General features: G+C 48.8%; 19 protein-coding genes. All 19 read left to right on the top strand.

Features of this window, described 5'->3' with window-relative positions; all coding sequences use genetic code 11:
* The first annotated feature begins 99 nt into the window (after nt 1-99).
* The gene (gene larB, locus BUQ78_RS03400; protein WP_074199272.1) at nt 100-846 is read left to right on the top strand and encodes a nickel pincer cofactor biosynthesis protein LarB; all 747 of its coding nucleotides are present in this window, start codon (nt 100-102) and stop codon (nt 844-846) included.
* Nucleotides 843-2,798 carry a ribonuclease R gene (rnr, locus tag BUQ78_RS03395; protein WP_074199271.1) on the top strand — a complete coding sequence of 652 codons (1,956 nt, stop codon included), beginning with the start codon at nt 843-845 and terminating at the stop codon, nt 2,796-2,798. The genes larB and rnr overlap by 4 nt, the downstream gene beginning before the upstream one ends.
* A 5-nt stretch (nt 2,799-2,803) precedes the next feature.
* Nucleotides 2,804-3,892 (top strand): AI-2E family transporter, encoded by a 1,089-nt coding sequence (locus tag BUQ78_RS03390; RefSeq protein WP_074199270.1) that lies wholly within the window; start codon nt 2,804-2,806, stop codon nt 3,890-3,892.
* A 35-nt stretch (nt 3,893-3,927) separates the two neighbouring features.
* The gene (locus BUQ78_RS03385; protein ID WP_074199269.1) at nt 3,928-4,569 is read left to right on the top strand and encodes a molybdopterin-guanine dinucleotide biosynthesis protein B; all 642 of its coding nucleotides are present in this window, start codon (nt 3,928-3,930) and stop codon (nt 4,567-4,569) included.
* Between the two features lie 179 nt (nt 4,570-4,748).
* On the top strand, nt 4,749-6,710 hold the full coding sequence (locus BUQ78_RS03380) for a sodium-translocating pyrophosphatase (protein WP_014806324.1): 1,962 nt from the start codon (nt 4,749-4,751) through the stop codon (nt 6,708-6,710).
* A 98-nt stretch (nt 6,711-6,808) separates the two neighbouring features.
* Nucleotides 6,809-8,545: a DNA primase gene (gene dnaG / locus BUQ78_RS03375; protein WP_318259643.1), complete on the top strand. Its 1,737-nt coding sequence runs from the start codon at nt 6,809-6,811 to the stop codon at nt 8,543-8,545.
* Nucleotides 8,542-9,768 carry an RNA polymerase sigma factor RpoD gene (rpoD, locus tag BUQ78_RS03370; RefSeq protein ID WP_074199267.1) on the top strand — a complete coding sequence of 409 codons (1,227 nt, stop codon included), beginning with the start codon at nt 8,542-8,544 and terminating at the stop codon, nt 9,766-9,768. Before dnaG ends, rpoD begins: the two co-directional genes overlap by 4 nt.
* A gap of 96 nt (nt 9,769-9,864) precedes the next feature.
* Entirely contained in the window at nt 9,865-11,001 is a 1,137-nt protein-coding gene (locus BUQ78_RS03365) for a baeRF10 domain-containing protein (protein ID WP_074199266.1), read from the top strand.
* 120 nt (nt 11,002-11,121) lie between these two features.
* On the top strand, nt 11,122-11,394 hold the full coding sequence (locus BUQ78_RS03360) for an RNA-binding S4 domain-containing protein (protein ID WP_014806328.1): 273 nt from the start codon (nt 11,122-11,124) through the stop codon (nt 11,392-11,394).
* A gap of 21 nt (nt 11,395-11,415) precedes the next feature.
* Nucleotides 11,416-12,708, top strand: a complete 1,293-nt coding sequence (gene eno, locus BUQ78_RS03355; RefSeq protein WP_074199265.1) for a phosphopyruvate hydratase — start codon at nt 11,416-11,418, stop codon at nt 12,706-12,708.
* Nucleotides 12,705-13,343, top strand: a complete 639-nt coding sequence (locus tag BUQ78_RS03350) for a redox-sensing transcriptional repressor Rex (protein WP_014806330.1) — start codon at nt 12,705-12,707, stop codon at nt 13,341-13,343. Before eno ends, BUQ78_RS03350 begins: the two co-directional genes overlap by 4 nt.
* A gap of 73 nt (nt 13,344-13,416) precedes the next feature.
* Entirely contained in the window at nt 13,417-13,728 is a 312-nt protein-coding gene (gene yajC, locus BUQ78_RS03345) for a preprotein translocase subunit YajC (protein ID WP_014806331.1), read from the top strand.
* A 46-nt stretch (nt 13,729-13,774) separates the two neighbouring features.
* On the top strand, nt 13,775-15,178 hold the full coding sequence (gene secD, locus BUQ78_RS03340) for a protein translocase subunit SecD (protein ID WP_014806332.1): 1,404 nt from the start codon (nt 13,775-13,777) through the stop codon (nt 15,176-15,178).
* Nucleotides 15,178-16,077: a protein translocase subunit SecF gene (gene secF / locus BUQ78_RS03335; protein ID WP_074199264.1), complete on the top strand. Its 900-nt coding sequence runs from the start codon at nt 15,178-15,180 to the stop codon at nt 16,075-16,077. The genes secD and secF overlap by 1 nt, the downstream gene beginning before the upstream one ends.
* Nucleotides 16,078-16,146: 69 nt before the next feature.
* Nucleotides 16,147-16,449 carry a hypothetical protein gene (locus BUQ78_RS03330; RefSeq protein WP_074199263.1) on the top strand — a complete coding sequence of 101 codons (303 nt, stop codon included), beginning with the start codon at nt 16,147-16,149 and terminating at the stop codon, nt 16,447-16,449.
* Between the two features lie 31 nt (nt 16,450-16,480).
* Nucleotides 16,481-17,941 (top strand): radical SAM/SPASM domain-containing protein, encoded by a 1,461-nt coding sequence (locus BUQ78_RS03325; protein WP_084532183.1) that lies wholly within the window; start codon nt 16,481-16,483, stop codon nt 17,939-17,941.
* Between the two features lie 31 nt (nt 17,942-17,972).
* Nucleotides 17,973-18,338 (top strand): LapA family protein, encoded by a 366-nt coding sequence (locus BUQ78_RS03320; protein WP_014806336.1) that lies wholly within the window; start codon nt 17,973-17,975, stop codon nt 18,336-18,338.
* Entirely contained in the window at nt 18,335-19,987 is a 1,653-nt protein-coding gene (locus BUQ78_RS03315; RefSeq protein WP_074199262.1) for a DHH family phosphoesterase, read from the top strand. Before BUQ78_RS03320 ends, BUQ78_RS03315 begins: the two co-directional genes overlap by 4 nt.
* A gap of 23 nt (nt 19,988-20,010) precedes the next feature.
* Entirely contained in the window at nt 20,011-22,299 is a 2,289-nt protein-coding gene (locus BUQ78_RS03310; RefSeq protein WP_074199261.1) for a RelA/SpoT family protein, read from the top strand.
* Nucleotides 22,300-22,301 lie beyond the last annotated feature (2 nt).

Genomic DNA, 22,301 nt, shown 5'->3' with positions numbered 1-22,301 from the left:
TAAGACAGTGCTGAGTCTAAAAGAGCTATGGCGTTCACGCCATAGCTCTTTTAGACTATAATTACGGGTAAAACGTGACATAAAAGAAGGAGTAAGTCAATGGAGATAGAAAATAGCCTTCGGCATCTCTTGGAATCGTTGAGAAAGGGCGAGATCGATGTGGACTCGGCCATGGAAAGGATGTCAATGCTGCCTTACGAAGACTTAGGCGACGTGAAGCTCGATTGGCATCGGTCCTTAAGGCGTGGAATTGGCGAGATAATTTATACCCCAGGCAAGTCTGATGACCAACTTGTAAAGATAGCGCGAAGCATAGCCGAGCATCGTTCAAACGCCATATTTAGTCGCGTGTCGAAAGAGAAATATGAGTTGTTAAAAACCGTTTTGCCCGATCTTGAATATCGTGAGGATGCAAGACTGGGGTTGTGTTGTTTTGAGCCTCCCAAGGAGCGGGGCAATGTGGCTGTCATTGCAGCAGGCAGCTCCGATAAACCGGTTGCAGAGGAAGCCGCAGGTGTAGCCGAGTTCGCCGGATGCCACGTCGAAAGGTTTTACGACGTGGGGGTGGCCGGCATTCACCGATTGTTTAACTTGCTACCGAAGATCAGAAAAGCGGATGCTATAGTGGTCGCAGCGGGGATGGAAGGAGCTCTTCCAAGCGTGGTTGCCGGATTGGTTTCATCCATCGTGATAGCCGTACCCACTTCGGTGGGTTATGGCGCAAGCTTTGGTGGCCTTGCTGCGCTGCTTTCCATGCTAAACGCCTGCAGCGGAGGGGTGGTAGTGGTGAATATCGATAACGGAGTCGGAGCAGGCCTTGCGGCGTCTTTAGTGGCTACGAAATGAAAAACTCCCGAGGACCGAAAAAGGCCGGCAGCAGAAGGTCGCCTAAAAGCCGCTTCGTCGTTGGAACTCTTGAGGTCAATCCTGCAGGTTTCGGTTTCATATTGCCTAAAAGAGCGGGTTTGCCCGATGTTTATGTGGCTGAAGAGGATATGGGCGATGCCATCCATGGTGACGTGGTTAAGGCAATTGTCTACAAGAATAGACAAAAGAACAAACTGTATGGCAAGGTTAAAAAAGTACTGTCGAGAAATACGAGTGAGATAACAGGACTGGTCAAGCGAGGGAATGGAGTCCCAGCATTGGTGCCCCTTAATAGACGTTATAACTTTACTCTGTTGTTACCCGATGATGCGGACCTTGATGATGGCACCGTCGTCGTTGCTTCAATAAAGAAATATCCCCGTTTTCCATTTCCTGGCGAGGGCAAGGCGATAAAGGTATTGGGCAACGAGAACGACCCGGCGGTCAGAATACTGGCCTTGATGGAGGAATACAAAATTTCTTGCGATTTTCCAGAAGAAGTCCTCGTTGAGGCGGAAAAGGTTAAGGAAATGCCACCTTTTTATGCGTCCCTTGACGAAAGGGAAGACCTAAGAGACGAAATCGCTGTCACCATCGATCCTTCCGATGCCAAAGACTTCGATGATGCACTTTCCGTCAAGAAAATCGACGACGGGTGGATCGTGATGGTGCATATCGCCGATGTAGCTGAATACGTTAGACCCGGTGGGTCAATTGACATCGAAGCAAGGGACAGGAGCTTTTCGGTTTACCTTGTGGATAGAGCGGTTCCCATGTTGCCACATCAACTTTCCTCGGACCTGTGCAGCCTGGTGGAGGGCAAGGATAGGTTGTGTCTCACGGTAAAAATGACGCTAGATCGCAGGGGAGACTTACTTAAATATGAAATTACACCTAGCGTTATACGTGTCCGAAAGCGGTTGACCTATGATGAAGTCCAGGAGGCATTGGACGATAAAAAGACCCTTGGAAAAGAGCTTGACAATACCATCGCCCTGCTTGCCGCCGTTGCCAGGGTATTATACGAGAAGCGAAAGAGGGCAGGGATGATAGAGTTCGATTTCCCCGAGGCAAAGGTCGAACTTGACGATGAAGGAAGGCCAAAAGATGTGAAGGTCATCGAACGCGTCTTTGCCTACAGGATCGTCGAACACTTGATGATACTTGCCAACAGCGTGATTGCAGAATATTTATTTAAAAGCGATGCATTGGCCATATATAGGGTCCATGAAAAGCCTGCCAGGGAAAAGCTTATGGAGCTGAAGGGCATGCTTTCCTCTCTGGGGATAGAGCTAAAAAGGATAGGCCAATCGAATAAAGCTATAAACCGGTTGCTGAAACAGGTCGAGGGGCTTCCCTGCAAAAGGTTGGTTCAGGGTCTAGTTTTGCGCTCCCTGCCTAGGGCCAGGTACGACGTAAGATGTCTAGGGCATTTTGGGCTGGCGTTGCGGTATTACCTGCACTTTACATCGCCGATAAGGAGGTATCCGGATTTGACCGTCCATAGGATGGTGCACGCTTTGATAGCCAAAGACTCTGAGATGCTGGGCCAGTTTGACTTACAAGAGTTATCTGCTGTCGCGACATATGCAAGCGCTATGGAAGAGAGGGTAGATGAAGTCGAGATGACCTCCATCAAGATTAAGATAGTGGAATATATGGCAAACAAAATCGGCGAAGTTTTCGAAGGAGTAATTTCCTGGGTTACGCCAAGGGGGCTATTTGTCGAACTTGCCAACACAGTCGAAGGGTTTGTGCCGCTGGAAGATCTGGATACTTATGGCAAATTTTACTATGATGAGGACAGCTTAAGCCTTAAAGGCAGCGGGGCAAAAGCCTTGCGCTTGGGTGATGTGGTGAAAGTGAAGCTTATGCGTGTAGATAAAAGCTCCAATCAGATATACTTTCATCTGCTTCTTTACGGAGAGTGATGAAAATGACGGAATCCGCGGACAAGTCCCCACAGGGAGGATATCTGCCCTTTCTGTTTGTCTTTACATTGCTTGCATTGCTCTGCATTTCCATAATAACGCCTGTAGTTCGCCCCGTCATGTGGGCGATCATATTTTCCTTTTTCTCCTATCCCCTAAACGAGTTTTTATGCGAAAAATTGTTCAAGGGAAAGCATAGAAACTGGTCATCCCTCATAACCACCGCATGCGTTGTGTTATTGCTCTGCGTTCCCATGGGATTTATCGGCATATCCCTTGCAAGGGAAGGCTTGAGGTTCATCGCCAGCCTTTCCGATAACCTTGATTCCATACAGCAGGCCTTGACCCATGCGTGGTCAAACCTGGTTGGCAAATTGCCCGACTATGCAATTCAGTACTTGGGCATTAAAGGTGATGCCCAATTCTTGCAAGATATGATCCGCCGTGCAGTTAACTACGTTGCTTCTTCGCTTGGAGATTTCTCCAGGAGCCTGCTTGGCAATGTCTTTAGGATGATTTATCAACTGTTCGTCATCTCCGTCGCTACCTTTTACCTGCTGCGCGATGGCCATGTGGTCATAGAATATCTTGACGATATTCTGCCCTTGCCCAAGGAGGAAAGGGTAGCTCTATTCGATGGAGCCACGCGTATGATGAAGGCCGTGGTGATAGGCACCACGGTAACGGCAGGCATTCAGGCGTGCCTGGGCGTAGCCGGTTGGATGTTCGTAGGCCTTCCGGCGCCCATGTTGGCGGGGGCGTTTCTTTTCATATGTGCCATGATTCCCTTTGTGGGAACGCCTTTCGTCTTGATCCCAGGGGCCTTTTATTTGTTTCTTATGGGAAACATGAAGGAAAGCTTAATATTGCTCTCCTGGGCGATTTTGGTGGTTAGCACCATCGATAACCTCATACGTCCCATGTTCATATCGGAGGGCAGCAGGGTGCATTTTCTTCTCGTTTTTCTGGGCGTCGTGGGCGGGATAAACGTGTGGGGTTTCTTGGGAATCTTCCTGGGTCCGATGGTTTTATCGCTGTTCATATTCTTCTTGGATTGTTACAGGAGGATTTGGAGAGCTAAGAGGGAGTATTGACGGAAAATTTGAGCTTGGCATGGAGGGGTGTTTGTATGGCTTACATACTTTCCGTCTGCGGCTATAAGGATAGCGGCAAGACTTCATTGTGTAAAAGATTGGCCGAGATGTTGCATGAAGAATTTGGGCTTGACGTTGGTTATATCAAACACTGCCATGATAGCGTGCTATCTGCCGATGATACGGACAGCGGGGCCATCGCGAGATTGGGAATTGACGCCCTGCTTTGGGGAACCGATGGAATAAGGCTTGAAACCATGGATAATGGCTTCAGTTTGCAGGATATAGAAAAGAAGTTCTTCCCGACTAAAGATTTAGTCATCGTTGAGGGCGCTAAATCTCTGCCGCTTCCTAAGATCTGGGTCGGACAAAGGCCTCCATCTCATGATATAAAGGGCATTTATGCCATTTACGAAGGTCCCGATGATCTTTTCCCAAAGTTGCCTCATTTCCGAGCCGGGGAAGAAAGACCTCTGGCTGAATGGATTTTGCAGAGGATGGGGAAGATCGGCGAGCGCGTGCTTGTTTATATGGGAGATAAAAAAGTCGGCCTGAACGAATTTGTCATGGATTTTATAGCGGGAACAGTTAGGGGAATGCTTGGTTCTCTAAAGGGTATCGAGGATAGAGGCGAAGAGATAGCAGTAATTATCAAAAAACAGAAAAAACCCGAATAAGCTGAGATTTTTGTCGCATTTGAAGACGGCATTGTCCGGTGCCCTTTTGCGGTTGACTTTTTGAGCTTGCAAATATGCGTTAACCTGCCTATAATTAGGAGCGCTTTGATCGGGTTAGCAGTTGTGCCCGCCTTTCATGAAGGCGGGCTTGAAATTATCAAGAGTGGGGGGATCGTTTGATGAATGGATACGCATTATGGGCTTCAGCTGGCGCCGGTTTGGTAGCTTTGCTGTACGCTTTAATTGTTGCCGGTCGCATCAACAACTACAAGGTTGAGCACGATAGGATTAATTATCTGTCAAGCATCATCCAAAGGGGAGCCATGGCTTTCCTTTACAGGGAATATAAGGCCCTTGTAGTGTTTGTCATAGTAGTCTCCTGTTTGCTTGCGTGGAAACTGGGGGTTCCCCTCGCCGTATCATTTGTACTGGGGGCTTTTTGCAGTGCCATTTCCGGTTTTTTGGGAATGAAGGTGGCAACTCGGGCGAACGGGAAGACGGCCTTTGCGGCAACTAAGGGGATGAACGATGCGTTGAGGATAGCCTTCTCGGGCGGTTCCGTCATGGGAATGACTGTCGTCGGGGTGGGCATCTTGGGCATAATCGTCACATATTTGTTGTACAAGGATCCTAATATCATAACGGCCTTCGGCTTCGGAGCCAGCTCGATAGCGCTCTTTGCCCGCGTGGGGGGCGGCATATATACAAAGGCAGCAGACGTGGGTGCTGATCTGGTCGGAAAGGTGGAAGCCGGCATACCCGAAGATGACCCGCGAAATCCGGCCGTTATCGCCGATAACGTGGGAGACAACGTAGGAGATATAGCGGGTATGGGTGCAGACCTCTTCGAATCTTACGTGAACTCCATAATTGCCGCCATGGCAGTGGGGGTTACCGTGTTTGGAACCCAGGGATTGGTCTACCCCTTGCTATTGTCAGCTTTGGGGATCGTTGCTTCCTTGATAGGCACCTTTTTCGTGAGGATCAAGGAGAAGGGAGACCCTCAAATTGCCTTGAGGAGAGGCACCTTCGTCACCGGCATCTTGATCATCGTTTTTTCCTTTGTGCTTACCAAATACATGTTTGGCAACCTAGCTCTATTTTGGTCCGTCTTGGCAGGAACTGTTTGCGGTGTAGCTATAGGTTATATTACGGAGATATACACATCGTCGCTGTATAGCTCGGTCAAGGAAATTGCCCATGCCTCGGTGACGGGATATGCAACAAACATCCTCACGGGGATAGCCGTGGGCATGAAATCAATCTTATGGCCGGTTCTGCTCGTATGCGCCTCCATATTGGTCGCCGTTTATTCGGGCGGTTTGTATGGCATAGCCTGCGCGGCAGTAGGAATGCTGGCGATAACGGGAATGACCTTGAGCGTAGATGCTTACGGGCCAATAGCCGATAACGCCGGAGGAATATCCGAGATGAGCCATCTGCCTCCTGATGTGAGAAAGATCACCGATAGGCTCGATGCCGTAGGAAATACCACGGCAGCCGTCGGTAAGGGCCTTGCCATAGGATCAGCTGCGCTTACCGCCATTGCGCTTTTTTCTGCCTACGCACATGCTGTTGGACTAAATGCGATCGACCTCATGGATCCACACGTTTTAGTAGGGCTCTTCATTGGCGGAATGCTGCCCTTCATATTTTGCTCAAGGGCGATTCAGGCCGTTGGCAGGGCAGCCCAGAGCATGATAGAGGAAGTGCGCCGTCAGTTTAGGGAATTGCCCGGCATAATGGAGGGGACTCAAGAGCCTGATTACGAACGCTGCGTAGATATCTCTACCAAGGCTGCCCTCAGGGAGATGATAGTGCCTGGCATGATGGCCGTCTTTTCTCCCGTGATAGTGGGATTGCTGCTTGGCTCTTCCGCCCTTGGCGGCCTGCTTGCGGGGTCAATTGTTACGGGAGTCATGTTGGCCATATTTATGGCCAACTCTGGAGGCGCTTGGGATAACGCGAAGAAGTATATAGAGGAAGGCAACTTGGGTGGCAAGGGAACGCCTCCCCATGCAGCGGCTGTCGTCGGCGATACGGTAGGAGATCCCTTTAAGGATACGGCCGGCCCCAGTTTAAATATATTGATAAAGTTGATGTCGGTCATAGCATTGGTGATGGCTCCATTATTGATGTAGTGAAGCGTAGTTAATGCGGATCTTTTTCGTCAGGTAATTTGGGGAGGGTCGATTTTATCCCTCCCCTTTTGGTTTTTGGAGGGATTACCTTGGACAAGGTGCAGATAGATGAAATAAAAAGAAGCATCAATATATTGGATGTGATAGGAGATTACGTCGAACTGCACAGGGCAGGCAAGGGGTATAAGGCGCTATGTCCTTTTCACGTCGAAAAGACGCCGTCTTTTTACGTCATGCCGGACCGACAGTTCTATCATTGCTTTGGCTGTGGCAAGGGTGGAGACGTTATATCCTTTGTCATGGACATGGAGGGGCTTAAGTTTACCGAGGCCGTCGAGTTGCTCGCCAAAAGAGCCGGGATAGTGATTAAAAGCGCTCCCGAAAGGGGCGGCCATAAAAGCTTGACCGACGTCATGGAAAAAGCCCTTTCGATATATCGCGATTGTCTTGAGGGGGCTTCGGGAGAGATTGCCAGGCGATATTTGATTAAAAGGGATTTGCCCAAGGAATGGTGGTCCCATTTCGAGATCGGATGGGCTCCCCCTGCATGGGATTATCTATGGCGTGCACTTTCAAAGGCGGGCATACCTGCTAAGGCTGTCATCGAATGCGGGTTGGTCGTTGAGGGGTCGCGCGGGCTTTATGACAGGTTCAGGGGTAGGGTAATATTTCCCGTGAGAGACGTAACCGGGCGCCTCGTAGGCTTCGGTGGGCGCTCTTTGTCCGGCGAAGGGGCAAAGTATATAAACACTCCCGAAGGCCCGCTTTTTCATAAGGGTTCTTGTCTTTATTTGCTGAATTTGGCCAAAGACGCCATCCGCGAAAGGGGGCGTGCAATTCTGGTAGAGGGCTATATGGATGCCATAAGGTTGCATATGGCTGGCTTTCGGGAGGCTGTTGCATCCCTTGGAACTGCTTTGACTGAGGAGCAGGGAAAGCTTTTAAAGCGCTTTACTAACAGTTGTTATGTATGCTACGACGCCGACAGTGCAGGCCGCGAGGCCTCGATAAGGGGGATGTATATACTGCAGGCCTTGGGATTGCAGGTGAACATAGTCTCACTGCCGCCCGACAGGGACCCCGACGAATTTTTACAGGAGAAAGGCGGCAAGGCCTTTGAGGAACTTTTGAAGAAAAGCCTTCCTCTGCCTTTATATCATATTAAAATAAGAGAGGACTTATTGAACGATCTCAACCTCAGAAAAAAAGTGGTCGAAGAGCTGATTGAAGGTTTATCGAGGATAGATCTTCCCGATCTTGCGCCATTCATCCCTCAGATTGCCGCTAAGCTTGGAATGCCCAGGCACGCTCTCGAGGATGAGCTGTTAAGCGCTAGGGCCAATGTCGCAAAGACAAGGGGTGAAAAAAAAGGGAAACGTGGTAATCCGAGCGTATATATAAATGCAGAGGAGCAAAAAAAGCGCATGATCGATGCTGAGGAAGCTGCATTGTTCTCGTTGCTGTGGAACGATTTAACGAAAAGATACAACTTAAATCCTGAAGATGTATTTCCTCTAATTAGCGACGATCGCTTGAAGACCTTGATAGCAGCGCTCTTAAACGGCGAACAGCCCGAAGAGTTGGAGGAACGATGGTTGAAGTCGGGCGACAGGTTTCCGCTCGAAGCGCTGGCATTGGGCAATGCCTTTTGCCAGCAATTTGACGATAGAACAGAGATTTGGGATGTCATTGTCAATGCGTTGAAGGTAAAGGCCATGAAGTCGAGGTATAATGCTCTTTATTCCAAGATGTTGAGGGGGGAGGCAACTCGCGATGAGATCGAGGAGGTTCAAAAGATTGCTTCCGTCTTGAAGGGGGGAAAGATGGGTATATGAGTTCAGAAAAGAAAAAAAAGAGCAAAAATAGTAAGAAAAGTACCGATATAAAGACAAATGCCGAAAAGGTATTGCGAAATGAGCAAGAAGAAAAGATCATAGACCAAGATATCCATGATCTTGAAGAGACGGAGCCTCAAGAGATGGCGGAGTTGATAGAGAACATTCGCGACCTGCTGCAGGAAGGGAGACAAAAGGGCTTCATAACCTACGATGACCTTGAAAAATATTTGCCCCAAGAGGCTTTAAGTGAGGCTGAGATAATGGATAACGTGTATTCTAACCTCTTGGAACTTGGTATCGATGTGCGCGATGAGGATAAGATTCAGGAACTCCAACAGGGGGAACTGTTGCCTCAGGCGAGCCTTGAGGACCTGGCCGAATTGGAAAGCGTTTCCATTGCCGATCCCGTCAGGATGTATTTGAGGGAGATAGGAAAGATCCCCCTGCTTACCCCTGAGGAGGAGATAGAGCTTGCCAAAAGGGTCGAAGAGGGGGACGAGGAGGCAAAGAAGAAGCTGATCGAGGCAAATTTGCGCTTAGTCGTGAGCATTGCCAAGAAGTATATCGGAAGGGGGCTTTCCTTTTTGGATTTGATCCAAGAGGGCAATTTGGGCCTTATACGCGCCGTCGAGAAGTTCGATTATCGTAAAGGCTTTAAATTCAGCACCTATGCTACCTGGTGGATAAGGCAGGCGATAACCAGGGCAATAGCTGATCAGGCGCGCACCATAAGGATCCCGGTGCACATGGTCGAGACGATAAACAAGCTTATCAGGGTTTCAAGGCAGTTGGTCCAACAATTGGGAAGGGAGCCTACTACTGAGGAAATTGCCCAAGCTCTGGGCTTGCCGCCGGAAAAGGTAGAAGATATACAGAGGATTGCGCAAGAACCGGTTTCCCTTGAGACGCCGATCGGAGAGGAGGAGGACAGTCAGCTTGGAGATTTTCTGGAGGATAAGGAATCGCCGAATCCGGAAGAGGCAACGGCCGGTCAGTTGTTGCGCGAACAGCTGGAGGAGATGCTCGACGAGCTGACCGAAAGGGAAAGGGAAGTCCTGCGCTTACGGTTTGGCCTTGAGGACGGACATGCCCATACGCTTGAAGAGGTAGGCAAGCGCTTTAACGTTACCAGGGAAAGGATAAGACAGATCGAGGCCAAGGCGTTGCGTAAGTTGCGCCATCCGAGCAGGAGCAAACGATTGCGAGATTACCTCGAGTGAGGTTTGCCTTAAAATGCTTGTTCAGATCGTAAGAAAACGATATTCTTAATAAAGAGGAACTTTCTATACTTTAATATCAATGAGGGGGTGAAGCGAGTGTTTGAAAGCGTTGCGAAGACTTTACTTAGAGAGTGCGAAACCAAGACCAGGCTAATGTCTTTTTATATCGACTGCGACAGGAGCAAGAGATCGGCAAAGGAAATCCTGATCGATCTCAAGAACCTTCAAAAGAAGGCCATTGAAGAAGGAGCTAATTTTTATGCTGATACGCGATATAGCGAGCGAATTTCATCGATCTTCAACGACCTAGGCGAAAAGCTAGTCCACGGGGGTTTGGGTGAAGCCAAGGGGATCGCATGTTTCGCCGATCTTGAAGGCGATTACTATCGTTTTATAGAACTTCCCGTTTCAGTGGAGAATCTGGTTAAGTTTTCGGACCATCCCTTTTTGGCGCCCCTGATAGAGGCCTTATATCCCCACAGGCTTACCCTGGTTGCCGTGGTCGAGGCGAGGCGGGCAACCTTCTATCGTGTATTTGCAAGTGCCATCGATAAGCTTCTGACCCTTGAAGAGGACGTCCCTCCCAAGGTCAAATCTGCCGGATGGTATGGTTTAGAGGAGACGCGCATTAAAAGGCATGTGGAGGATCACGTAAAAAGGCACCTGAAGAACGTCGCCGCCACTTTGAGGGCACTTTACGATGACGACGACTACTCATTGGTATTGATAGGGGGAAATGCGAATTACGCTTTAGTCGTAGCCGATCTTGTCGGCGAAATTCTGGCCGATACCCCCGTCGAGGTTTGCTCAAAGTTAGGTATAACCGACCAAGTTCGAATAATTCTTGAGGCCGTGACCGATCACGCCATCAAGTCCTTTGTTGAAAGCAGCTCTAAACTTGTACAAAGCATAATAACGGAATATGAAAAGGGCGGCATGGCAATTGCCGGGCTTAGGGGTGTCATTCGGGCATCGAACTTGTACGCCATCCACCAGCTTGTAATAGATGAATATCGAATGATCGGCGGAAAGCGATGCGGGTCTTGCGGGGCACTGGGAGTAGATGAGGATGCATGTCCTTTGTGTCATGGTGCCATGGAAGTAGTCGATGACCTGATCGACCTTTTGGTCTGTGGGACATTGCGCAACGATGGGGATGTGATCGTCATAGGTGGACAATCTCCATTGAGGGAATATGATGGAATAGGAGCCTCCCTACGTTTTGCCATATAAACTAAAAAGCCGGACCGGATCGATCTTTTATCTGGTCCGGCTTTGCTATAGAGTTAAAAACGCTTGTATAGATCAAGATGTTCATTATAATAGTTATATTTGTGTGATTGGGGTATCTTGATGAGGATCGATAAGTTCTTAAAGATCTCGCGGATGGTAAAAAGACGAACTGTAGCTCAGGAAATGATCATGGCCGGATTGGTCAAGCTAAACGGAAGAGCGGCAAAGCCCTCGTCTTCCGTGAGGGAAGGCGATGTTATCGAGGTTGCCTTTCCCAGAAGGATCTTGAAGGTCCAAGTCCTATGCGATGACGATCTCTTATTAAAAAGGGGTAAGGAAGCCTATAGGGTCCTGGGGGATCATTTGGTGGACAAGGAAGATAATTCGATGTAGCCTTGCAAAGGGGTGATTTGAATGAGTCACATAGTTGGGATCAATGCCCGCGAAATCTTGGATTCCAGGGGCAATCCTACAGTAGAGGCAGAGGTATGGTTGGACGACGGTGTGATGGCAAGGGCCGCTGTGCCATCTGGCGCTTCAACGGGCAAACATGAGGCGATCGAGCTGAGGGACAAAGACAAGCGCTATGGCGGGAAAGGGGTATTAAGGGCAGTAGAAAATGTAAACGAAAAGATTGCTCCTGAAATAATCGGCTTGGACCCGATCGAGCAAAAGCTCATCGACAAGATAATGATCGATCTTGATGGAACGCCAAACAAGAGTAACTTAGGAGCAAATGCAATGCTGGCAGTTTCCCTTGCAGTTGCCAGGGCTGCTGCTTTGGAGCGGGATCTTCCCCTCTGGAGGTATATTGGAGGCTTGGGGCCGTTTTCATTGCCTACCCCGCTCATGAACGTGATCAATGGGGGAGCTCATGCCGACAACAGTTTAGACGTCCAGGAATTCATGATAGTACCTCACGGTGCCGATAGCTTTGAGGAAGCACTCAGGATGGGTGTGGAAGTGTACCAGTCTTTAAAGAAGTTACTGAAAAATAAGGGCAAAAATACCTCCGTCGGAGACGAAGGTGGCTTTGCTCCTAACCTGTCTGGTGCGGAAGAGGCGTTGGATGTCCTTGTGGAGGCAATTACTGCGGCCGGATATAAACCTGGTGAGGAGGTAAGCCTTGCCCTGGACGTGGCCGCTTCGGAACTATACGAGGATGGACTTTACTGCTTCAAAGGCGAAGGCAAAAAATACTCCAAGGAACAACTTGTTGAGTATTACATGAAACTTTGCCGATCCTACCCGTTCATCATTTCCATAGAGGACGGGATGGCCGAGGACGATTTTGAAGGATGGAAGATGCTTACTCAAGCTCTGGGAGACGAAGTCCAACTTGTAGGAGACGATCTCTTCGTTACCAACCCTCAGAGGCTCATGCAGGGGATATCCCAAGGGATTGGGAATGCCATTCTGGTCAAATTGAACCAAATCGGCACATTGACGGAGACCCTTGATGTAGTAGATATGGCATTGAGGCATTCCTACTCAGCTATAATATCGCATAGATCCGGTGAGACGGACGATCCCTTCATTAGCGATTTAGCTGTTGCCACTGGCGTGGGACAGATCAAGGCCGGGGCGCCAGCCAGGATAGATAGGGTTGCCAAATACAATCAGCTTTTGAGGATTTCCGAGGAACTGGATGATCTTGCTATTTACAGCGGCCTTAAGACCTTTAACAGAAGGGAGAAAAAGAGATGAGGATAGCTGAACCTACAGTCGAAAGACTGGTCCAGTACATTCGCTTTCTGGAGCGGTGTCGCGAATCGGGCAAAAGAGTCGTATCTTCGCAGGAGATTGGAGATGCGCTGGGGATAAAGGCGAGCCAGGTTAGAAAGGATCTTTCTTACTTCGGCGAGATCGGCAAAAGGGGAGTTGGCTATAACGTAGAAAAGCTTTATCAACACCTTAACTCCATATTTGCCCCCCCAAAGACATGGAAAATAGCCATGATTGGCGTGGGCAATTTAGGAGAAGCCTTGCTGGGCTATAAGGCATTTGAGAGCGAGAAATTTCGCATCGTTGCCCTGTTTGACATCGATCCTAATAAGATTGGGCGAAAAATACACGGCATTCACTGTTATGATGTGGAGGAAATGTCTAAGGTCTTGAACGAGGAAGGCGTAGAGGTCCTCATAATAACGACCCCGGCATCTGCAGCTCAAGATGTGGTGGATAGAGCTACATCAAGTGCACCGATTAAGGGGATATTAAATTTTGCCCCCACTGCCTTGGTCGTCCCGGAGCATGTTATACTCTACAATGTGGATATATTTATAGAGCTTGAGAAACTGCTTTTTTACATAAAGCTCAAAGAAAGGGGCGGCAATATTTAAAAATAGTATAATTTTTCTAAAGCAGTATTACGAGTGGTAAGTAAATAATTAAATCGTTTTGGGAGGGATTATTTTGAGCGGACAAGCTGGATTATTGGGTATGATGTGGCCATTACTGCTTTTTATAGTGATATTTTATTTTTTGTTGATAAGACCCCAGAAAAAGCGTCAAAAGCAACATCAGGATATGTTGAATTCCATAAAGCGTGGAGATATGGTCGTAACAGCTGGGGGAATATATGGTACTGTCAAGGATATTAAGGATGACAGCTTCATCTTAGAGATCAGCGATGGGGTTAAAATTAGAATACTTAAGAGTGCCATCTCGTATACGGTTAAAAAGAGCGGTTCCGAGGTTACTGAGGCTGCTGCAGGAGAGAGATGATCACAACTAACTAGTCGCTGCTCCTAAATTAGGAGGTAGAAGTCAATTGCCTAAACATGAGCGCTGGAAAGTCATATTGATTTTAGTGATACTTTTTGCTTCTCTATGGGCTATCTATCCCCCAAGTCAAAAGATAAAACTTGGGTTGGATCTCAAAGGCGGGGTGCACATACTATTGCAGGCTAAAGGTACGCCGGACAATCCCATCACCAGCGATAGCATTGAGCGTCTCATAGCGGTGTTACGAAATAGGATAGATCAATACGGAGTGGCCGAACCTGTCATACAGCGGGAAGGCAACGATAGAGTGGTCGTGCAACTGCCCGGCTTGGATGATCCGGATGCAGCCATAGAACTTATCGGAAAGACGGCCATGTTGGAATTTCGTCCCGTCTTGGCGGCCACTCCGGCCGTCCCAAGAAAGCCCGAAAGGCAAAACTACAGCAGTCAGGCAGAGTACGACGCAGCTGTCGAAAGGTGGGAAGAATACCGACGTCAGGCATCATTGGCTGAGCAGGAGCTGCAAAAGCGTCTCAAGGAAGACCCGTCTTTGATAGTGGCTAGAAGCGAGGAAGGGCAAGCCTACTTGCTCGGGCCCGCATCGGTGACTGGACAGCATTTGGTCGATGCCAGGGTTGCCTTTGATAACTTGGGAAGGCCTGTTGTAACGCTTAAGTTCAACAGTCAGGGCGCTCGTCTCTTCGATGAGGTTACGACAAACAATATTGGTCGACAGGTTGCCATAGTGCTGGATGGAGTGGTGATCTCCGCCCCGGTCGTACAAGAACGCATAAGCGCTGGAGAAGCCCAGATCAGCGGACGTTTTACCACCGATGAAGCTCAAAGGCTTGCCATAATGTTAAGAGCCGGAGCTCTTCCCGTTACCGTAGAGGTTCTGGAGGTTCGCGCGATAGGGCCCACGTTGGGCAGCGACTCGATCAGATCTGGAATAAAGGCGGGTTTGATTGGGGCTGCAATGGTGTTTTTGTTTATGGTCATCTACTATTCAAGCATGGGATTGGTGGCAGATGTGGCCCTGGCTATGACCATCATCTTATTGCTAGCCGGCCTTGCGAGCTTTAAGGCAACGCTAACGATGCCGGGGATTGCCGGCATTGTCCTTACTATAGGCATGGCCGTAGACGGAAACATATTGATATATGAGCGCATAAAGGAAGAACTTCGGAGTGGAAAGACCGCTATAGCGGCAATCGACGCCGGCTTTGCGAAGGCTTTTGTCACGATTGTCGACTCTAATCTGACTACTTTGTTCGCAGCCGTATTTCTGTTCTACTATGGTACCGGCCCCGTGAGGGGATTTGCCGTTACCCTTAGCATAGGTATAGTGGCGAGCGTCTTTTGTGCCGTCTTTGTGACCAAAGTGTTGTTGCGCATCTTTATGCTGAGGCGAAAAAGGCCTGTGCTTTCCAACGCTAAGGAGAGATCGTGATGTCCATTAAACTTAAGACGTATATAAATTTCATGAAGTATCGGAGGTTGGCCTTATTGGGCAGCGCACTGTTGGTTTTGTTGAGTTTGGTGCTGCTGATAACGAGGGGTTTGAATTTTGGCATAGATTTCACAGGAGGCATGTTGTTGCAGCTGGAATTCGACAGTCCCGTATCCGTTGCCGAGGTAAGAGGCTCGCTGGATAAGATAGGCTTTGGGGGCTCCGTGATACAGGCATATAGCGAGAAAGGCGTCTTGATTCGCCTTAAGACCGACCAGGAAAGTGACCAAAAGAAGATAGTCACCTCGCTCCGCGAGTCCCTGGGTAAAAATGTCAAGGTCTTGCGTACTGAGGTGGTTGGACCCGTCGCCGGAAGCCAATTGCGAAGGAGCGCCATCCTGGCCACGTCTTTGGCATTGTTGGCTATGCTTGCGTACATCACCTTTCGTTTCCAATTCAGATTCGCCGTTGGGGGAGTTGTTGCCCTTGTTCACGATGTGATTATCACCCTGGGGATATTTAGCATTACATACCACGAGGTATCCATGCCCTTCATTGCGGGAATGTTGACGCTCGTCGGATATTCCATCAACGATACGATAGTGGTATTCGATAGGGTGAGGGAGAACTTCAAGAATCTTAAACAGTGGGGAGTGGTTGACCTATTCAATAACTCCATAAACCAGGTTTTGTCTCGTACGATCAACACATCTTTGACCACGCTGTTTCCCGTGATAACGCTTTTTTTGTGGGGCGGTGAGGTTATATCCGATTTTTCCATGGCGCTCTTGATTGGGATCATCGTAGGCACTTACAGTTCGATATATATAGCCGGAGCAATGGTCGTAGAATGGTACTTGCGATCGCCCCATGAGGCTGGTAAACTACAAAAGCGCTAAATTACTTTGGCTTGTATCTTTTGAGGAAGTTAAGCTAAAATAACGAAGTGAAGGGGGGTCGTCTTGAACATGGATTCTTTGATACAGTTGATATTAGGAGGGTTCGGCGTAAGCGACGACCTTGTCTCTTTATGTAGGTCTTACATGAGCTCGCTTGTACAGCAAGGAGCCATGGAGCAATGGGCCATGGATAAATTGATAGGCCAGTTAGAGGAAGAACTTGCCAGGAGACGGGAAGCCTTGGTAAGGGGATTTAAAAATGAAGTTGAAAAATTTTTGTCCTTTCTTCCTTTTGTAACGATAGAGCAGTTTAAGGCACTGGAGGCAAGGGTGAAAGCTTTAGAGGAGGAGATAGCAAACTCTAAGGATTAGTTTTGCGTCAGATCGAAGGAGGCGTTTTTTGATGGTGATGAGTTTAACGGACCGACTGAAGGGGATGATTTCCGTAGCCCTGCTTAACCAAGTCGTCAAGCTGGTCGAAGAGGGCGACGATAAAAAGCTTGCATTGCTCTTCGATACCATATCTCGCTTAGCGCCGGCTAAATATCAGCGCGAGACCTTCAAAGAACTTGCGGATATGGCCAGGGTAAATCATCCCTTTGTGGGGGTCTTTAGAAGGGTTTTTCAGGAGCTTCATCCCAACTGTCGCAAGAAATTGATAGTAAACCTAATCGTCAATTTCATGGTGCTTTCCCGTGGCATTAGAGACAGAAAGTCCAAGGAGCTTGGCGTACGCATCCCTAATTTTATGGTAATAAGCCCTACCATGAGATGCAACTTGAGGTGTAAGGGGTGTTATGCCGGGTCATACGATACTTCAAGCGACCTTACCGCTGAAGAGATAGACGACATCATCACTCAGGCCAAGGAGTTGGGTATGTACTTTTTTACCATATCCGGAGGCGAGCCCTTCACCAGAAAGGATTTATTTGAGATTTGGGCCAAACATGATGATTGTTACTTCCAGGTTTATACCAACGGTACTCTCATCACCGATGAGGTGGCAGATAAATTGGTCGAACTGGGCAACGTGGCGCCCATGATTTCCATAGAGGGGACACCGGAGGAAACGGACTACAGGCGGGGCCCGGGGATGTACAATAAAATAATAGAGACCTATCGGAGGTTGAGGCGAAAGGGCGTGTTATACGGTTTTAGTGCTACGTACACGCGCTCTAGCGCTCCCTACATATCGAGCGATGAGTTCATAGAGCGCATGCTGGAGGAAGGGTGTAAGGTGGGGTGGTTCTTCCAGTACATACCTACAGGCCTGAATCCCGACCTTTCCTATATGGCAACGCCTGAGCAGAGGGCTTACCTAAAAAAGAAAGTGGATGAATGGAGATCGAAGTACCCCATATTTTTGGGAGATTTTTGGAACGATGGTCCTTATGTCGATGGGTGCATAGCCGCAGGATTCAGATATTTGCACATCATTTCCAACGGAGATGTGGAGCCGTGCGTATTTTGTCATTTTGCCGTAGACAACATCAGGGAAAAGACGCTTGTCGAAATATTAAAAAGCCCCTTCTTCGAGGCAATACGATCACGGCAACCTTACGAGGACGATAATTTGCTTCGCCCTTGCCTGATAATCGATCACCCGGCGGTCCTAAGGGAAATGGTTACCAAGTACGGAGCACACCCAACCCATCCTGGTGCGGATAAGCTCTTGAACGAGCTTGCGGCAGGCCTGGACGAGTACGCTAGAAGGATGAAGGAGATATATGATCCGATTTGGGAGGAAAGCGAGCGCAAAAAATATCTAAAGAACCTTGAGAAGGAAGAAAATCCTCAGATACGCGGGAGGCAGGAGGAAAGCCTCGCATCTTGCAACCAAAGGGCTGGGAAGGGCGAAAAGTAGTTAAATATGTTTGCTTAAAGGTGGGACTCCGATGAAAAGTTATGTTGTGGCGCTGGCGCTTGGCATGTTGTTGGCGGCCTTCTATGCGGTGCAGAACAGCGGTACAGTTATAGTGAAATTCCTGATGTGGCAATGGTCGCTCCATCAGGGCATATGGGAAGTATTGGTGTTTGGAGCTGGAGCGATCATGATGTGGATCGTCTCTTTCGCATCCTATTTGGAGTTCAAGAACAAGCACAAAAATGATATCAGGGAGTTAAAAAAGCGTATTGCTGACTTGGAAGAGGAGAAACGCTCCTTGCTTGAGGCTTTACAGCATAGGAATACCACAGCGGTAAAGGGTGAACCTATGGGCTCAGAGTTCATCGAAAACGAAGGGGTAGAAGTTGAGAAGTGATTTCTTTACAGCATCATTCGAATTTGCGCATTTGGAGTTTGGACGATCTCCACTACACGTTGGCACAGGCGTTGCAATGCCATGAGTTGACGGCACTGGCGTTATGTATGAGGCATGGAAACCACCTTGACATAGAAAAGGCTCGGGCATGGTTGCGCCCGAGCCTTGGTTCATTGTTATCCCAATTACGGTTGTGCGACAGCGGCTCCGATGTCTTATCTCAATTACAATCCCTCCCAAGGGGGAGCAAGGTGGCATTGTATGGCGATTATGACGTGGACGGAGTTGCTTCGGCCTTGCTTGCCAGCGAATTTGCCAGCGCAATGGGCTGGCATGCTCGATATTATTTGCCCCATAGGTTAAAGGACGGATACGGCTTAAATGCTGATGTGATTAAAGCTATAGCACGCATGGGGTTCGATCTCCTCATCGTCACCGATTGCGGCACCAAAAATGATGTAGAGATAAAGCAAGCCTTAGACATGGGCTTGAAGGTTGTCGTCTTCGATCATCATTATGCCGACAATGTCGGACACGGCGGGTGTATAATAAACCCCCATCTCGGCGGAGATGAGGAGGCTAAATCGCTATCGGCCACGGCTGTCCTTTGGTGCTGGTTATGGCAAAGCGGGCTCATATCCAGGGATTGGCTTGCCGACAGGTTGGAGATCGTTGTCTTATCGGTGATTGGAGACTCTATGCCTCTGGGGGTATTGAATAGGGCATTGGTCAAGGAGGGGCTTAAGAAGCTGGAGAGGTCTAAGAGGCCTGGTTTGCGATATCTTTTCGACAAGTTGTCGATAACATGCCCCATAGACGAGAACCAACTTGCGATGAAGCTAAATCCTTGCCTTAACTCAGCGGGAAGGATTTCGCTTGCGGAGATTGCGTTGCAGGCCCTGGAAGCTTCTACTTATAGTAGGGTTGCTGCCCAGAAGCTCGTTGCCCTGAATTACCAGAGAAAGAAACTGAGTGCCGCCCTCTATGACCAGGCTACTTTACGTTTGCGAACTGGACGTTGCAGATTCGTCTTGGATTCCGTTCATTGGCCTCTTGGCCTTTTGAGCAGTGTGGCAAGCCGTTTATGCTATGAGTATAATAGACCGATAGTTTTGGCTGCCCCCCAGGGCAAGGACATAAGGGCTTCTTTAAGGGTCCCTGACGGCCTTAATGCCGTTAGGATCCTGGAAACTGTCTCGCCCTACCTCAAAAGCTGGGGCGGCCATAAAGGTGCGGCCGGCTTTAGCGTAGATGTGGATAGATGGTCGGGGGTTAAGGACAAGCTGGAGGAAAGCTTGACGGAGATATGTACGACGGATATGAAAGATCAACTCGAAAACGCCATATTGTTGGAACCGGGAAGTTGGGATATAAATCTATGGAATGATTTTCGAGAGTTGGCGCCTTTTGGCGAGGACAACGAGATGCCCTATTTCTTTGTAAGCCATAGGGATGGAGACGTCATAAAGCCCCTGAGGGGTGAGGGCAATTACCGAATTCTGACGCCCAGGGGAGAATTATTAATCTTTGGATTTAATGAAATGTCTAAATATAAAGATAAAATTAAGGGTTGGCTATATCGACCCTTCATGGATTCCTTTAACGGCAAATTGAAAATTTCCGTAAAGGTTGAAAAGGTGGTTATCTAGTTTATTAAGGGAGTAATGTGACAATGGAAGGTAGCGAAAGTTCTATTACATCTGGCTACCAATGGAAAGAACCTTCATTTACATCCTCCAAGGGAATGGACAAGGCCTTGAGGATTCTTCGCGACAGCTTTATGGGTCGCATTCCAGAAGATAGCAGGACTACCGTCGTGAGTTTGGCTTGGCAGGAACTTTGGAGCAAGGCTGCAAAGTACCTAAATAAGGACGAGCTCAAGCTCTTGGGGGAGGCTTTTGTGTATGCAGCGAACAAACATAGGGATCAGAAAAGGGTCACTGGGGAACCATACGTGGTGCACTTGCTTTCCGTGGCCGGCATCCTTGCAGACATCGATATCGACATAGAGACGCTTGTTGCGGCCTTGCTGCACGACGTGCTGGAGGATACCGATACTTCCTTTGAGGAAATAAAGGAAAAATTTGGCACAAACGTGGCCATCCTCGTCGATGGCGTTACAAAACTTGGAAATATCGATTTTAAGACCGTCGAGGACTACCAGGCTGAAAATTTGCGAAAGATGTTTCTGGTCATGGCCAAGGACATAAGGGTCGTGTTGATAAAGTTGGCCGATCGGCTTCATAATATGCGCACGATCCAGGTTTTAAGGAGGGACAAGCAGCTTCGCATTGCAAAGGAGACGCTTGAGATATATGCTCCTTTGGCGCACAGGCTGGGCATCTATCACCTTAAGCGTGAGCTTGAGGATTTGGCCTTTAAGGTCCTGGAACCGGACATGTACTACGAGATAAGACGCAGAGTTAGGAAAAAACTTCCCGAAAGGGAAGCCATAATAAAGGAAGCAATAGATGTTTTATCCAAAAAGCTGGACGAAGCGGGCATAAAGGCGTTCATAACGGGCAGGGCAAAGCATTTCTACAGCATTTACGAAAAGATGAAGCGAAAGAACCTGACTATAGAACAGATGTACGATCTATTGGCTCTCAGGGTGATTACCAATACAGTTGTGGACTGTTATCAGGCTTTAGGGATAGTGCATACCATATGGAAGCCAATTCCAGGCCAGTTCGACGATTACATCGCAAACCCCAAGAGCAACATGTACCAGTCACTGCATATGACCGTAGTCGGCCCGAGCGGTGAGCCCCTCGAGGTGCAGATTAGGACGTGGGACATGCACTGGGTGGCAGAGTACGGCATAGCAGCTCACTGGAGATACAAGGAAGGGCAAACCAAACCTGATGATCTTGACGCTAAGCTGACTTGGGTGAGACAGGTCCTGGAAACTCAGTTGGAGACGTCGGAACCGTCGGAATTTTTGGAAAACCTTAAAGCAGACGTGTTGTCCACTGAGGTCTTCGTGTTCACCCCGAAGGGCGATGTAATATCCCTGCCAAAGGGAGCAACGCCTCTGGATTTTGCTTACTCCATCCACACGGAGATCGGCAACAAATGCGTGGGAGCCATGGTGAACGGCCGCATTGTGCCGTTAAGTTACGAGCTACAAAATGGCGACATAGTAAGGATACTTACGTCCCCTCAAGGGCATCCTTCGCGAGACTGGCTCAGCATAGTGAGCACGGGACGAGCCAGATCGAAGATCAAGGCCTACTTCAGGGCGATGGAGCAAACGGAAAAGAAGGAGCGCTTGGAGAAGGGGCGCGATATACTGTTAGCCGAACTGGCAAAACATGAGGAATATGATGATGTCGATGTGGAGTCCTTGTCTCCATCATTGAACAAAGTGGCAAGGGATTTCGGGTTGTCCAACAAAGACGACTTGTTCGTTGCGATAGGCGAGGGGACCATTTCACCCTCCGTTGCCGTTACAAAGCTCATCGAGGCGGAGCGCACAAAGTCAAAGGGGGCCGCTAAGCCTGTCGTCCAGGTTAAGAAGGAGACCGATTCCGAGATAATGGTCGAGGGAAGCGGCGGAGTCATGGTCTCATTGGCGCATTGCTGCTGCCCCGTTCCGGGGGATCAGATCGTGGGCTACGTTACAACGACAAGGGGGATCACGGTTCATAGGGCTGATTGCCCCAATTTGCTTAGGGCGTCTCAGGATCGGAAGGTAGCCGTATCGTGGGGGCTTAAGACGAAGGCCTATTATGTTACAAGGCTGAGACTGGAAGCAATCGACCGGGCTGGCCTGTTTGCCGATGTGACTCAAGCCATCAATGCTGCCGAGGGCAATATACTTTCCATAAGCGCTCATGTAGTGGATAAGAATAGGGCTCGGATGAACATGGAGATACAGGTTAAAGACGTGGAGCAGCTTTACAAAATTATGGCGCGCATCAATTCTGTCGAAGGAGTGCTAATGGTCCTGAGGGGGTAGAG

The organism is Acetomicrobium flavidum (genome assembly GCF_900129645.1).
Taxonomy (GTDB): domain Bacteria; phylum Synergistota; class Synergistia; order Synergistales; family Acetomicrobiaceae; genus Acetomicrobium; species Acetomicrobium flavidum.
The sequence above is the reverse complement of the archived record's forward strand: the minus strand, read 5'-3'. Positions and strand labels throughout refer to the sequence as shown.

Excerpts from the sequence above, each read along its gene's own strand:
- larB (WP_074199272.1), top strand. The coding sequence starts at position 100 with ATGGAGATAGAAAATAGCCTTCGGCATCTCTTGGAATCGTTGAGAAAG.
- rnr (WP_074199271.1), top strand. The coding sequence starts at position 843 with ATGAAAAACTCCCGAGGACCGAAAAAGGCCGGCAGCAGAAGGTCGCCT.
- BUQ78_RS03390 (WP_074199270.1), top strand. The coding sequence starts at position 2,804 with ATGACGGAATCCGCGGACAAGTCCCCACAGGGAGGATATCTGCCCTTT.
- BUQ78_RS03385 (WP_074199269.1), top strand. The coding sequence starts at position 3,928 with ATGGCTTACATACTTTCCGTCTGCGGCTATAAGGATAGCGGCAAGACT.
- BUQ78_RS03380 (WP_014806324.1), top strand. The coding sequence starts at position 4,749 with ATGAATGGATACGCATTATGGGCTTCAGCTGGCGCCGGTTTGGTAGCT.
- rpoD (WP_074199267.1), top strand. The coding sequence starts at position 8,542 with ATGAGTTCAGAAAAGAAAAAAAAGAGCAAAAATAGTAAGAAAAGTACC.
- BUQ78_RS03360 (WP_014806328.1), top strand. The coding sequence starts at position 11,122 with ATGAGGATCGATAAGTTCTTAAAGATCTCGCGGATGGTAAAAAGACGA.
- eno (WP_074199265.1), top strand. The coding sequence starts at position 11,416 with ATGAGTCACATAGTTGGGATCAATGCCCGCGAAATCTTGGATTCCAGG.
- BUQ78_RS03350 (WP_014806330.1), top strand. The coding sequence starts at position 12,705 with ATGAGGATAGCTGAACCTACAGTCGAAAGACTGGTCCAGTACATTCGC.
- secF (WP_074199264.1), top strand. The coding sequence starts at position 15,178 with ATGTCCATTAAACTTAAGACGTATATAAATTTCATGAAGTATCGGAGG.
- BUQ78_RS03330 (WP_074199263.1), top strand. The coding sequence starts at position 16,147 with ATGGATTCTTTGATACAGTTGATATTAGGAGGGTTCGGCGTAAGCGAC.
- BUQ78_RS03325 (WP_084532183.1), top strand. The coding sequence starts at position 16,481 with ATGGTGATGAGTTTAACGGACCGACTGAAGGGGATGATTTCCGTAGCC.
- BUQ78_RS03320 (WP_014806336.1), top strand. The coding sequence starts at position 17,973 with ATGAAAAGTTATGTTGTGGCGCTGGCGCTTGGCATGTTGTTGGCGGCC.
- BUQ78_RS03310 (WP_074199261.1), top strand. The coding sequence starts at position 20,011 with ATGGAAGGTAGCGAAAGTTCTATTACATCTGGCTACCAATGGAAAGAA.